Genomic DNA, 13,079 nt, shown 5'->3' with positions numbered 1-13,079 from the left:
GGCGGCCGATGTGCGGGACGTGTTGGTCAACGGTCCGAGGGGGAGGACACCATGCTGCAACTCGATCCGCAGGCGACCCGCGCGGCGCTCGATTGGCGCGCGCTGGTCGAGGCACTGCGCGCCATGTTCCGCGACGGCTGCGAGATGCCCGTACGCCATCATCACGACTTCGCGGTGCCGGGCGAGGCCGACGGCACGCTGCTCCTGATGCCGGCCTGGGTGCCAGGCAAATACCTCGGGGTGAAGCTCGCCACCGTCGTGCCGGGCAACGGCACGCGCGGGCTGCCCGCCGTCATGGCGAGCTACATGCTCTCCGACGCCGGAACGGGTGAACTCAAGGCGCTGGTCGACGGCGGCGAGCTGACGGCGCGGCGCACGGCCGCGGCCTCGGCGCTGGCCGCCGACTATCTGGCGCGCGCCGACGCCCGCCATCTCGTCATCGTCGGAACCGGGCGGCTTGCCGCGAACCTGGCGGCCGCTCATGCGACCGTGCGGCCGCTGTCGCGGATCACGGTCTGGGGGCGCGACGCGGAGAAGGCGCGCGCGGTCGCCGGCGAGATTTCCGACACGCTCGGGATCTTCACGCAGGCCGCCGACGATCTGGAGAGCGCGGTGCGCGAGGCGGATATCGTCTCCGCCGCAACACTCTCCGAAACGCCGCTGATCCTGGGCGAGTGGCTGCCCGAGGGCTGCCATGTCGATCTGGTCGGGGCGTTCAAGCCGAGCATGCGCGAGACCGACGATGCGGCCGTCGCCCGCGCCCGCGTCTTCGTCGACACGCGCGACGGCGCGCTGAAGGAAGGCGGCGACATCGTGCAGGCGCTCGCCTCCGGCGCGCTGTCGGCCGACGACGTGGAGGGCGATCTCTACGATCTGACGCGCGCGGCCACACCGGTGCTGCGCGAGGCCTCCGACATCACGCTGTTCAAGTCGGTGGGCGCGGCGCTGGAGGATCTCGCTGCGGCGATCCTCGCCTATGAGACCGCGGCGGCCGCCGAACGGGCACGGCCGCGCGCGCCGATGGTGTAGCGCTTCAAGGCTCAGGACACCGGCCGGGGGCGCGCGTCACAGGTAGGTGCGCTCCTCGATCGGTGTCGCCTCGATGCGCGCGAGCAGTTCCTCCAGCAGCGCGGATTCGGCCCGGTTCATCGCCGCCTTCGGGTTCCACACCACGTGCACGTCGATGGCCGGCACCTGATCGTAGGGCGGAAGCTGCCACAGCAGTCCGTCCTCGATGTCGCGGCGGACCACGTGAACGGGCAGGGGGCCGATGCCGAGCCCCGCGATGATCATCCGCCGCACTTCCTCCAGATGCGCCGAGGTGCCGACCACCCGGTCCTCCAGCCGTGCCTCGGCGCGCATCAGGGTGACCGGGCGCAGCGCGTCGCTCATCCGGTCGGTGACGAAACTCACCGACGGCAGGCCGACGAGATCGGCCTTGGTCAGCCCGGTCTTGCCGAACAGCGGATGGCCGGGGCCGCAGAACAGGCCGAAGAACTCGCGATAAAGCCGGCGGTACTCCAGCCGCGGGCTCTTGTCGTGCACCAGGCAGACGCCGAGCGACGCGCGCCGGCCCAGAACGGCCGCGAGCCCGTCCTTGCTGGCGGCCACATCCACCGACAGCGTTGCGTGCGGGTGCGCGCTGTGGAACGCGGCAAGGGCTGCGTCGAAGACCGGACACACCACATGGCTCGCCATGGCGATGCGCACATGGCCGCGCACCTCGTCCGACACGTCGCGGATCAGCGTGCCGAGACGCAGCACCGAGCCGTGGATGTCGATCGCCTCGCGCTGCAGCAGCTTGCCGGCGGCCGTCAGTTCAAAGCGGCCCGGACCGCGTTCGATCAGCCGCTTGCCGAGATGGGTTTCCAGCCGCTTGAGCGCGGCCGAAACGGTGGGCTGCTTGAGGCCGAGCCGGTCGGCGGCATCGGTGATGCTGCGCGCCTCCGCCAGCACCAGAAAGGTCCGCAGCAGGTTCCAGTCGAGGTTGCGGGCCAGCCGCTCGGGCGGTGGCGGGGCGGGACGCAGATCCATAGACGATCTCTATATTGAAGATTGCAATTATCTATTTGAACAATGACTAGCGCGGTGCGACCCTTTGCGCAATCAGAACGGGAGGGGGTTTGCCATGACGGTCGAGGCGCGCGAGGCGCGACAGCCGTTCATTCTGCTGTCGCCGGCACTCGTGTCGGTGCTGCTGCTGCTCATCGTGCCGCTGTGCTTCATCGTCGTCTATTCGTTCTGGCTGCGCACGGCGACGGGGGCCGATCAGGTCGGCTTCTACCTCGACAACTGGCGCGAGGCGCTGAGCGATGCCTTCTATCGCGACATCCTGCTCAACACGCTGAAGATCGCGGCGATCACCACCGCCGTCTGCGCCGTGATGGGCTATCCGGCGGCCTATGTGATCGCGCGCTCGCGCGGCAACAAGGCGCTGCTTCTGCTGCTGCTCATGCTGCCCTTCTGGATCAGCTACATCATCCGCACGATGTCGTGGATCAACATTCTGGGCGCCTCGGGCGCGGTCAATTCGCTCCTGATGACGCTCGGCATCACCGATGAGCCGATCCGCATGCTCTACAACGAGGCGAGCGTGATCCTCGGGCTGGTGCATTTCCTGCTGCCCTTCATGATCCTCAACATCTACGTGAGCCTGGAGGGCATCGACACCACGCTGGAGGATGCGGCCTGCTCGCTTGGCGCGACGCGCTGGCGCACCTTTCTGGAGGTGACGCTGCCGCTGTCGCTGCCGGGGCTCGCCGCCGGCGGGCTGCTCGCTTTCGTGCTCGCCGCCGGGACCTACATCACGCCGATCGTGCTCGGCGGTCCGACCGACGCCATGTTCGCCAACCTCGTCTTCGAGGCGATCATCACCCAGCTCGACTGGCCGCTCGGCTCCGCGCTGTCGCTGATGCTGCTCGCCGTGCTCGGCGCGCTGGTGCTGCTCTACAACCATTTCCTCGGCATGGGACAATTGATGAAAGGCCTGAGCTGATGGGCTGGACGCTGCTGCGCGGCTGGACCGCGCTTGTCTATCTGTTCATGTTCCTGCCGATCGCGGTGGTCGTGCTGCTGAGCTTCAACGCAAGCCAGTTCGGCAGCTTTCCGATGACGGGCGTGTCGCTGCGCTGGTTCGGGGAGCTTGCGCAGAACGAGGCGATCCTGCGGGCCTTTCGCACCTCCATCGTGCTCGGCGCGCTGACGGCGGTGATCTCGACCACCATCGGCGTGCTGGCGAGCCTGGCGCTGGTGCGCTACCGCGTGCCGGGGCGCAACGCCATCTCCACGCTGCTGATCGCGCCGATCCTGGTGCCGGAGGTGGTGCTGGCGGTCGCGCTGCTCTTGTTCCTCAACGCGCTGTCGATCAACAAGAGCTTCGGCCTGCTGCTCGCCGGCCATGTCATCTTCACGCTGCCCTTCGTCATTCTCGTGGTGCAGGCACGCCTCGTCGGCATCCGTCGCGACGTGGAGGAGGCGGCGATGAGCCTCGGCGCGAGCCCGGTGCAGACCTTCTTCCAGATCACGCTGCCGCTGCTGGCGCCGGCCGTCTTCGCCGGCATGCTCTTCGCCTTCACCATCAGCTTCGACGACATCACAGGCACGCTGTTCTGGAAGCCGGGCGGCGTGGAGACCGTGCCGACCCAGATCTTCGCCATGCTGCGCAACTCCATCTCGCCGGAGATCAACGCGCTCGGCACGGTGATGATCTTCCTGACCGCCGGCCTGCCGCTGCTCGGCATCGCGCTGGCCCGGCGGCTCGCCCTTCAGCGCGGCGGCTAGAACCGCGCCAGACTGACAAAACCAAGATCAAGACACCATCCAGAGAGGGGATTTCACCATGGACAACACCAAGCGCTACGAGCGACTGCGCGACCGCTATCGCAACGGCGATCTCGACCGGCGCACGTTTCTCGGCCTGATCGGCGCGGCCGGTCTCGCCTACGGCCTGCACACGCCCTTTGCCCGCGGCGCGCTGGCGGCGACGGAGCAGGTGCGTTTCGACGGCTGGGGCGGCGTCGTGTCGGAAGCCTTCCGCCAGCACGCCTTCGACCCCTACACCCAGAAGACCGGCATCAACGTGGTCGACGGCACCTTCGGCGGCGGCGACGAATATCTGTCGCGGGTCAAGGCGAGCCAGCCGGGCGAATACAACATCGCGCATCTCTCCGGCGTCTTCGACTACGCCCGCTACCACGGGCTCGGCCTCACCACGACGCTCAACGAGGACAACATCCCCAACCTGCAATACGTCATCCCGAAGCTGGTCGACGTGTTCCGCAAGGTGACGGACGGGACGCTGTCCTGCGTGCCCTACGATTATGGCACCACGGGCCTTGCCTACAATCGCAAGCACATCTCCGACGAGGAGGTGAAGGAAAAGGGCGCGCGCATCCTTCTCGACGAGCGCTTCAAGGGCAAGATCGGCGGCTGGGCCGATTGGCGCACGCGCATCTGGTACGCCTCGCTCCAGACGGACCAGGACCCCAACGGCGCGACCGACATGGATGCCATCTGGGAGGTGCTGCGCACCCACCGCGACGGGCTGCTGAAGTACTGGAGTTCCGGCGCGGAGCTGATGAGCCTGCTTGCGGAAGAGGAGATCTACGTCACCGAGGCCTGGTCGGGCCGCGTCTACGCGCTGCAGGAGCAGGGCCACGACATCGGCTACATGGATCCGCCCAACGGCTTCGGCTGGCAGGAATGCCTGTTCGTGATCAAGGGCTCGCCGATGGAGGCCTGCGAGGAGCTTCTCAACTTCATGCTGGCGCCGGAGACCTCCATCGCGGTGGCGGAAGGTCAGAACTACCCGCCCGCGCTCGATCCGACCAAGGTCGATCTCGGCGCCAAGATCCCGACGCTGCCGGCCTTCGATCCCACCGGCAAGCTCGACGGGCTCACCTTCGCCGACCCGGTCTACTGGAACGGCAACGAGCAGGAGTGGTCGAAGATGTTCGGCCGCATCCAGAAGGGCTACTGAGCCGGACACAGGCCGGCCGCGTGCATGCGCGCGGCCGGTCGTCCCGGACTTTTCCTGACTGAACTCCCATGTCCGATGGAGGCCGCCCGTGGGCGCCGTAACCCTCTCAAATATCGTCAAGCGCTTCGGATCGTTCACCGCGGTCCACCCGATGTCGCTGCAGATTCCGGATGGCGCCTTCGTCAGCCTGCTGGGTCCCTCGGGCTGCGGCAAGACGACCACCTTGCGCATGATCGCCGGGCTGCTCGACCCGAGTTCCGGCGACATCGAGATCGCGGGGCGGCGCATCAACGACGTGCCGATTCACAAGCGCAATCTCGGGCTGGTGTTCCAGAACTACGCGCTGTTTCCGCACAAGACGATCGCCGAGAATGTCGCCTTCGGGCTGAAATTTCGCGGCGTGAGCCCGGCGGAGCGCGAGGAGCGCGTCAGGCGCGCGCTCGACCTGGTGCAGCTGCCGGACGTTGGCGCGCGCTATCCCGGTCAGCTTTCGGGCGGGCAGCAGCAGCGCATCGCGCTCGCCCGCGCCATCGTCATCGAGCCCGATGTGCTCCTGCTCGACGAGCCCTTGTCCGCGCTCGACGCCAATCTGCGCGAGGACATGCGGGTCGAACTCAAGCGCATCCAGCATCAGATCGGCATCACGACCGTTTTCGTCACCCACGACCAGGCCGAGGCGCTGGCGCTGTCGGATCGGATCGTGGTCATGAGCAACGGCCGGGTGGAGCAGATCGGCGCGCCGGAAGAGGTCTACACCACGCCGGCGAGCGAATTCGTCGCCCGCTTTCTCGGCGCCTCCAATATCCTCGAGGCGGAATGTTTCGGCGTGGACGCGGACACGGTGGCGCTGGAAAGCCCGGCCTTCGGCAAGCTCGTCCTGCCGAAGGCGCGCGGGCCGCACGTCACGGGGCCGGGCCCGGCGAAGCTGGTGATCCGGGCCGAGAAGCTGCAGCTGCAGGACCCGACCGGACCCGAGAGCGGCGGCGCCGACACGGTGTCCGTTCCCGGCGTCGTGGAGACCGTCGATTACCAGGGGCTCGCCGCGCGCTATTTCGTGCGCATCGGCGAGCGGCAGCTTCAGGCCATCAACATGATCGACGGTCACCCGCATGCCGAGGGTGCTGCGGTTCGGGTTCAGGTGCGCCCGGGGGACTGCACCATTCTGGCGGAGAGCGCGTGATGTCGAGCGAGACGAAAAGCCATCTGTTCTACCAGAGCCGCCGGCGGCGGCCGCAGCTGGACCGGGCGCGCGGCATTTACATGTGGGACGTCGACGGCAAGCGCTATCTCGACGGATCGTCGGGGGCGATGGTCTGCAACATCGGCCATTCCAACCCGCGGGTGCTGGAGGCGATGCGCCGGCAGATGGAGAAGTCGACCTTCGGCTACCGGCTGCACTTCGAGACCGAACCGGCGGAAAACCTTGCGCGCAAGACCGCCGGGCTCGCGCCGGAGGGGCTGGAGCGGGTGTTCTTCGTCTCCGGCGGCTCGGAGGCGGTGGAAAGCGCGATCAAGCTCGCGCGCCAATATGCGCTCGCCGTCGGCGAGGCGAGTCGCACCAAGGTGATCTCGCGCCAGCCGAGCTATCACGGCGGCACGCTGGGGGCACTGGCGCTCACCGGCTATGCGCCGCTTTCCGCGCCCTTCGATCCGATGATGCGGCCGATGCCGAAGATCCCGGCGCCGCGCGCCTATCTCGACGGGCTCGATCCCGACGATCCCGAAACCGGCCGTCACTACGCGGACATGCTGGAGGCCAGGATCCTGGAGGAGGGGCCCGACACGGTGCTCGCCTTCATCGTCGAGCCGGTCGGCGGGGCCTCGACCGGGGCGCTGCCGTCGCCGGCCGGTTATCTGCCGCGCATCCGCGAGATCTGCGACCGCTACGGCGTGCTGCTGATCCATGACGAGGTGATGTGCGGCGGCGGCCGGACGGGGGCCTTCCTCGGCGGCGATCTCTATGGCGTCGCGCCGGACATCCTGGTGATCTCCAAGGGCTTTGGCGCGGGCTATGTGCCGCTTGGCGCGATGGTGGCGCATGAGCGGCTGGTGGAACCGGTGCTCGACGCAGGCGGCTTTCTGCACGGCTTCACCTATGCCGGCAATCCGCTTGCCTGCGCCGCCGGGCTCGCGGTGCTGGAGGAAATCGAGACGGAGGGGCTGATCGCCAATGCGGCACGCGTGGGCGCGGTTCTGAGGGGCCGCTTGAACGATCTCATGCAGCGCTTTCCGCTCGTTGGCGACGTGCGCGGCGAGGGGCTGCTGCTCGCCTTCGAGCTGGTCGCCGACCGCAAGACGATGACGCCGCTTCCCCGTGCGCTCAACGCCTTCGACCGGCTGGTGGAATACGCCTATGAGGAAGGGCTGATCATCTATTCGCGGCGCACGCGCGGCGGCTATGCGGGCGATCATTTCCTCGTCTGTCCGCCGATGATCACCACCGAGGCGCAGGTGGAGGAGATCATGACGCCGCTCACGCGCGCGCTGGAGCGCTTCTGCGCCGAGGCAGCCCCCCATCTCACCGACGCCGCCTGAGGAATTCACGCTCTCGCATGACCAAGACGCTCATCACCTGTGCCGTCACCGGCTCGATCCACACGCCGACCATGTCGCCGCATCTGCCCGTGACGGCGGACGAGATCGCCGATCAGGCGGTCGCGGCGGCCGAGGCGGGGGCGGCGATCCTGCACCTGCATGCCCGCGATCCCGAGACCGGACGCCCCTCCGCCCTGCCTGAGCATTTTCACGCCTTCCTGCCGAGGATCGCGGCGCGCAGCGATGCCGTTCTCAACCTGACGACGGGCGGCAGCGCGGTCATGGCGCTGGAGGAGAGGCTCGCCGCGCCGCTCAGCGTCGCGCCCGAGATGTGCTCGCTCAACATGGGCACGATGAACTTCGCGCTCTATCCGATGGCCGCGCGCTTCGACGCCTGGAAACATGACTGGGAAAAGCCGTTTCTCGACAATTCCGACGATCTCGTGTTCAAGAACACGCCGCGCGACATCGCCCATGTGTTGCGCGAGCTTGGCGAGGTGCGGGGTGCGCGCTTCGAGTTCGAGTGCTACGACGTCGGCCACCTCTACATGCTGCGCCATTTCGTCGACCGGGGGCTGATCCGGCCTCCGTTCTTCATCCAGTTCGTCTTCGGCGTGCTCGGCGGGATCGGCGCGGATCCTGAAAACCTGATGCATATGAAGCGCATGGCCGACAAGCTCTTCGGGTCCGACTATCTGTTCTCGGTGCTCGCCGCCGGGCGACAGCAGATCCCCTTCGCCAGCATGTCGGCGGCGATGGGCGGGCATGTGCGCGTCGGCCTGGAGGACAATCTGTTCATCGCGCGCGGCAAGCTGGCAACGTCGAACGCCGAGCAGGTCGCGAAGATCCGTGCGGTCGTGGAGGAACTCGGCCACGAGATCGCCACGCCGGCGGAGGCACGCGCGATGCTGGGTCTGAAGGGCGCGGACAAGGTCACTCCATGAACACTGAAGATATCGTCGTGCGCCGGGCCGTCGCGGGGGATGTGCCGGGCGTGATCGACGCGCTGGCGGCGCTCGCGCACGATCTGGGCGACCCCTTCACCGCAACCGCCGACACGCTCGAGGCAGCGGCCTTCGCCGATCCGCCGGCGGCCTTCATCTGGGTCGCGGAAGGCGCGGACGGCCGGCTGCTCGGCGTCGCGTTGGCCGCTCCGGTCATGTCGACCGTGGCCGGCTGCCTCGGGCTTTATGTGTCCGACCTCTGGGTTTCAGAGACCGCGCGCAACGCCGGGCTCGGGCGGCGGCTGCTCGACGCGGCCGTTCGCGGCGCGCCGGCGCAGTGGCGTGTCGGTTTCCTGCGTCTCGCGGTTCACGACCACAATGCCCGCGCGGCGCGCTTCTACGCCCGCCTCGGGTTTGAGCCCGTAACGGGCGAGCGGCTTTTGCGGCTCGACCGCGCCGACTTCCACCGACTGACGGATCCGACATGAAAGCGATACTCGACACGCGCCAGAGCGCGCACGACCCCAAGCACTTCATGGCGAACGGGGCGGTCTCGCCCAACCCGGAGCAGCCCGAGCGCATCGCCGTCCTCAAGCGCGGCGCCGAGGCCGCCGGTTGCAGCTTCTCCGCGCCGCAGGACCACGGCCGCGGGCCCATTGCCGCGATCCATTCGCCCGAGTACCTCGTCTTCCTGGAGACGATCCACACCCGCTGGTCGCGCATCCAGGGCGGCTCCGACGAGGTGATCCCCAACATCCATCCCGACCGGCGCACGGCGAGCTATCCGCGCTCGGCCGCGGGACAGGCCGGCTTTCACCAGGCCGACACCGCCTGTCCGATCATGGCGAAGACCTGGGAGGCCGCCTATTGGTCGGCGCAGACCGCCATCACCGGCGCCGACATGGTCGCGGGCGGGGAGCGGGCCGCCTACGCGCTGTCGCGCCCGCCGGGACATCACGCCTTCGGCGATCTCGCCGGCGGCTTCTGCTTCCTCAACAATTCGGCGATCGCGGCGGAGCGGCTGCGCGCCAGGGGACTGCGGCCCGCGATCCTCGACGTCGACGTCCATCACGGCAACGGCACGCAGGGCATCTTCTATGACCGCGCGGATGTGCTCACGGTCTCGATCCACGCCGATCCGATGCGCTTCTACCCCTTCTTCTGGGGCCATGCACAGGAACGTGGGGAGGGCGCCGGGCTCGGTGCGAACCTCAATCTGCCGCTGCCGCGCGGCACCGGCGACGGGCAGTATCTCGAGACGCTGGACACCGCCTTCGCCCATATCCGCGCCTTCGGCGCCGATGTTGTGGTGGTGGCGCTCGGGCTCGACGCCTATGAGAACGATCCGCTGAAGGGGCTTGCGATCACCACGCCGGGCTTCGCGCGGATGGGGGCGGCGATTGCCGGGCTTGGATTGCCGACCCTTCTGGTGCAGGAAGGCGGATATCTCAGCGCCGAACTCGGCGACAACCTCACAAGCTTTCTATCGGGATTCAAGGACGCGACATGACCACTTGCGACGTAATCGTGATCGGCGGCGGCATTGCCGGCATCGGCGCCGCCGCGCATCTTGGCACGGATGCGAAGGTGGTGGTGCTGGAGACAGAGGACGCGCCGGGGAAGCATTCCACCGGGCGGTCAGCCGCGATCTTCATCCGCAACTATGGCAATGCCACCCTGCGCGCGCTCAATGCCGCGTCAGAACCCGTGCTCGCCAGCGGCGGAGACTTCGGCGAGGAGGGCTTCCTGTCGCCGCGCGGCGAGCTCATGATCGCCACCGAATCCGAACTCGACGCGATCGACGCCTATCTGGCGGGCGCCGACGACATGCCGCGCATCACCCCGCGCGAGGCGGTCGAGATGGTCCCGATCCTGCGCGAGGACGCGATCGCGGCCGCCGCCATCGAGCGTCACGCCCGGGATATCGACGTCGACCGCCTGCTGCAGTCCTTCCTGCGCAGCGCGCGCCACGCCGGGACGACCTTCCACCCCAAGGCGCCGGCGCAGAGCATTGTCCGTGACGGCGCGACCTGGCGGGTGACCGCCGGCGGCGAGACCTTCGAGGCGCCCATCGTGATCAATGCCGCCGGCGCCTGGGCGGACAAGGTCGCGGAGATGGCCGGCGTCGCGCGTGTCGGCCTGCAGCCGATGCGTCGGTCTGCCGCGATCCTGCCGGCACCCGACGGCCACGACGTGTCGCGATGGCCGGCGGTTGTCAGCGCCTCGGAGAGCTGGTACGCGAAGCCGGAAGCCGGCAAGCTGATGGTGTCCCCGGCGGATGAGGATCCGGTCGATCCGCATGACGCCTGGCCCGACGACATGGTGATGGCGGAAGGACTGCACCGGTATGAAACCGCCACGACGGTCCCCGTGACCCGCGTGGAGCGTACCTGGGCGGGCCTGCGCAATTTCGTGCCCGACCGCACGCCGGTCGTCGGCTTCGCGCCGGACGCGGCCGGTTTCTTCTGGCTGGCGGGGCAGGGCGGCTACGGCATCCAGACCTCGCCGGCGCTGTCGCGGCTTGCCGCCGATCTCTGCCTTTCGCGCAAACCGGCGCTCGACGACGCAGTCGTCGCGGCGCTGGATCCCGCGCGGCTTTCCTGACCACAGTTTTCCCAATCGAAAGGATGATTTCCATGAACATCAAGCGTCTCGAGCCGGGTTCGCGCATGAGCCAGTCCGTGATCTACAACGGCACGGTGTGGCTCGCGGGACAGGTCGGCGCGCCGGGCGAGAGCGTGACGAAGCAGACCGAGGCGATCCTGGCGCGAATCGAGGAGCTTCTGAAGGCCTCCGGGTCCGACAAGTCCGCCATCCTGCAGGCGACGATCTGGCTCGCCTCGATGGACGATTTCGCCGAGATGAACGCGGTGTGGGACGCCTGGGTCGACCCGGCCAATCCGCCGGCGCGCGCCTGCGGGGAATCGAAGCTCGCCACGCCGGACTACAAGGTCGAGATCCTGATCACCGCCGCCGTGCTGACCTGACAACAATATCCCATCAGATGCGGGCCGCGACGTGGCCCGCATCGACATTTCAGCCTCGCGTGCCGGCGGCTTCTCGGCCCGGACCGGCATTTCAGTTTTGCGTGCGAGCCGCTTCTCGGCCTGCACCGGCATTTCAGCCTTGCGTGCTGGCCGCTTCTCGGCCCGGACCGGCATTTCGGTTTTGCGTGCTGGCCGCTTCGCGGCCCGGACCGGCATTTCAGTTTTGCGTGCTGGCCGCTTCGCGGCCCGCAACGCGGGCGAACGCCACCGCCGTCAGCAGCCCGTTGCCGGAGAGATAGCCCGAGACCTCCGGGCCCGAAACGCCGCAGGCCGCGCCGCCGACCGCGTGGAGGTTGGGGAAGGGCGTGCCGGAGCGTTTCACGACCCGCGCATTCGTGTCGATCAGCAGCCCGCCCTGGGTGTGAAACAGCGCACCGGTGACCTTCACCGCGTAGAAAGGGGCCTCGAGCCCCGGTTTGCCCGAATAGTCCCGGCCGAAGGGATCGGTCTCCGTGCCCGCTTGATACGCCGCGACCTCGGCAAGCGTGCGCGCAAGTGCCTCGGCCGGCAGACCGGTCGCGGTGGCGAGCGCCTCGGCGTCCGCGCCGGAGCGGATCGCGCCGGCCTCGATCGCATCGCGATAATCGGGAAATCCTTCCATCGCAAAGGCATGACGGCGCGCATCATAAATCGCCCAGGCGATGCCCCCGGCCTGCGCGAGCACCTTGACCGCCTGTTCCGAATAGCCGCCGTGCTCGTTGGAAAACCGCCGACCCGCGCGATTGACCTGAATGCCGCCTTCCATCATCAGCGCCCAGGTGATCAGCACCCCGTGGGGATGGGCGAGGGAGCCATGGCCCTGATAGGCGGTGAGGTGCCGGCTTTCGGCGCCCAGCGCCTCGCCCCAGTGAAGCGCATCCCCGGTGTTGCCCGCGTGGCCGTAGTAGAGTGCCTCCGCCATCTCCGGGATGTGGCGGGCGACGAGCGCCGGGTTTCCGCCGTAGCCGTTGCAGGCAAGGATCAGCGCCCGGCATCCGAGGATCTCCGTCGTCCCGTCGGGGCGGGCGATCTCGACGCCGGTCACGCGGTCGTCGCCATCGACGTAGAGCGTGCGCGCCAGGGCGTTCGTCACCACAGGGATATCGGCGGTCTCGACCGCCGTCAGCAGACGGGCGAGCAGGGCCGCGCCCGACTTTTCCGGCACGGCATGCATGCGGTGGCGGCTGTGGCCAGGGTAGAGAAAGTCGGTCAGAACCTGCCACTCGAGACCATGCGCCTCGGCGAGCCAGTCGAGCGCCGGACCGATTTCGGTGGCCGCCAGATGCGCCAGATGGTCGACCGCGCGGTGTCCGGCCTTGGCCTGGATGTCGGCCTCGAAGCGCGCGGGAGTGTCGTCCGCGATGCCGGCGGCGCGCTGCGCATTGGTGCCGGGCGCCGGGATGAAGCCGGAGGACATTGAGGTCGAGCCCGACGGCGAGGCATCGCGCTCGACCACGACGACCTCGGCGCCGCCGTCATGCGCGGCAAGGGCCGCCGTCAGGCCGCCGGCGCCGGCGCCGATCACCACCACGTCCGTCTCGATGTCGAGGCGCGGTGGCGGGGCTCGGCGGATCGCCGGCGCGCTCATCGCCCCAC

The 13,079-nt window shown here is 68.4% G+C and carries 13 protein-coding genes; 11 read left to right on the top strand and 2 right to left on the bottom strand.

The window, feature by feature from the left end:
* Positions 1-51: 51 nt before the first annotated feature.
* Positions 52-1,029, top strand: coding sequence for an ornithine cyclodeaminase family protein (locus tag ABL312_RS08300; RefSeq protein ID WP_349360916.1), 978 nt, complete (start codon positions 52-54; stop codon positions 1,027-1,029).
* Positions 1,030-1,065: 36 nt separating this feature from the next.
* Here the strand turns inward: ABL312_RS08300 and ABL312_RS08295 are convergent, their stop codons facing one another.
* A complete protein-coding gene (locus tag ABL312_RS08295; RefSeq protein WP_349360915.1) occupies positions 1,066-2,034 on the bottom strand; it encodes a LysR family transcriptional regulator in 969 nt (322 codons plus the stop codon).
* 94 nt (positions 2,035-2,128) lie between these two features.
* On the opposite strand from ABL312_RS08295, the gene ABL312_RS08290 reads away from it, so the two are divergent.
* The 10 genes from ABL312_RS08290 (at position 2,129) to ABL312_RS08245 (ending at position 11,444) form a co-directional block, all read left to right on the top strand.
* Positions 2,129-2,995, top strand: a complete 867-nt coding sequence (locus tag ABL312_RS08290; RefSeq protein ID WP_349360914.1) for an ABC transporter permease — start codon at positions 2,129-2,131, stop codon at positions 2,993-2,995.
* The gene (locus ABL312_RS08285; protein ID WP_349360913.1) at positions 2,995-3,780 is read left to right on the top strand and encodes an ABC transporter permease; all 786 of its coding nucleotides are present in this window, start codon (positions 2,995-2,997) and stop codon (positions 3,778-3,780) included. Before ABL312_RS08290 ends, ABL312_RS08285 begins: the two co-directional genes overlap by 1 nt.
* A gap of 58 nt (positions 3,781-3,838) precedes the next feature.
* Positions 3,839-4,978 carry an extracellular solute-binding protein gene (locus tag ABL312_RS08280; protein WP_349360912.1) on the top strand — a complete coding sequence of 380 codons (1,140 nt, stop codon included), beginning with the start codon at positions 3,839-3,841 and terminating at the stop codon, positions 4,976-4,978.
* A 151-nt stretch (positions 4,979-5,129) separates the two neighbouring features.
* Positions 5,130-6,158, top strand: coding sequence for an ABC transporter ATP-binding protein (locus ABL312_RS08275; RefSeq protein WP_349360911.1), 1,029 nt, complete (start codon positions 5,130-5,132; stop codon positions 6,156-6,158).
* Entirely contained in the window at positions 6,158-7,513 is a 1,356-nt protein-coding gene (locus tag ABL312_RS08270) for an aspartate aminotransferase family protein (RefSeq protein ID WP_349360910.1), read from the top strand. Before ABL312_RS08275 ends, ABL312_RS08270 begins: the two co-directional genes overlap by 1 nt.
* 17 nt (positions 7,514-7,530) lie before the next feature.
* Entirely contained in the window at positions 7,531-8,457 is a 927-nt protein-coding gene (locus ABL312_RS08265) for a 3-keto-5-aminohexanoate cleavage protein (protein ID WP_349360909.1), read from the top strand.
* Positions 8,454-8,945, top strand: coding sequence for a GNAT family N-acetyltransferase (locus ABL312_RS08260; RefSeq protein ID WP_349360907.1), 492 nt, complete (start codon positions 8,454-8,456; stop codon positions 8,943-8,945). The genes ABL312_RS08265 and ABL312_RS08260 overlap by 4 nt, the downstream gene beginning before the upstream one ends.
* The gene (locus ABL312_RS08255; protein WP_349360906.1) at positions 8,942-9,967 is read left to right on the top strand and encodes a histone deacetylase family protein; all 1,026 of its coding nucleotides are present in this window, start codon (positions 8,942-8,944) and stop codon (positions 9,965-9,967) included. Before ABL312_RS08260 ends, ABL312_RS08255 begins: the two co-directional genes overlap by 4 nt.
* Positions 9,964-11,061, top strand: a complete 1,098-nt coding sequence (locus ABL312_RS08250) for an FAD-binding oxidoreductase (RefSeq protein ID WP_349360905.1) — start codon at positions 9,964-9,966, stop codon at positions 11,059-11,061. Before ABL312_RS08255 ends, ABL312_RS08250 begins: the two co-directional genes overlap by 4 nt.
* Positions 11,062-11,093: 32 nt before the next feature.
* Complete coding sequence (locus ABL312_RS08245; protein WP_349360904.1) at positions 11,094-11,444, top strand: RidA family protein; 351 nt, start codon at positions 11,094-11,096, stop codon at positions 11,442-11,444.
* 217 nt (positions 11,445-11,661) lie between these two features.
* Here ABL312_RS08245 and ABL312_RS08240 read toward each other — a convergent pair whose 3' ends face one another.
* A complete protein-coding gene (locus ABL312_RS08240; RefSeq protein ID WP_349360903.1) occupies positions 11,662-13,071 on the bottom strand; it encodes an FAD-dependent oxidoreductase in 1,410 nt (469 codons plus the stop codon).
* Positions 13,072-13,079 lie beyond the last annotated feature (8 nt).

It is taken from the genome of Stappia sp., assembly GCF_040110915.1.
Taxonomy (GTDB): domain Bacteria; phylum Pseudomonadota; class Alphaproteobacteria; order Rhizobiales; family Stappiaceae; genus Stappia.
This window is presented reverse-complemented; position numbering and strand designations above follow the sequence as displayed.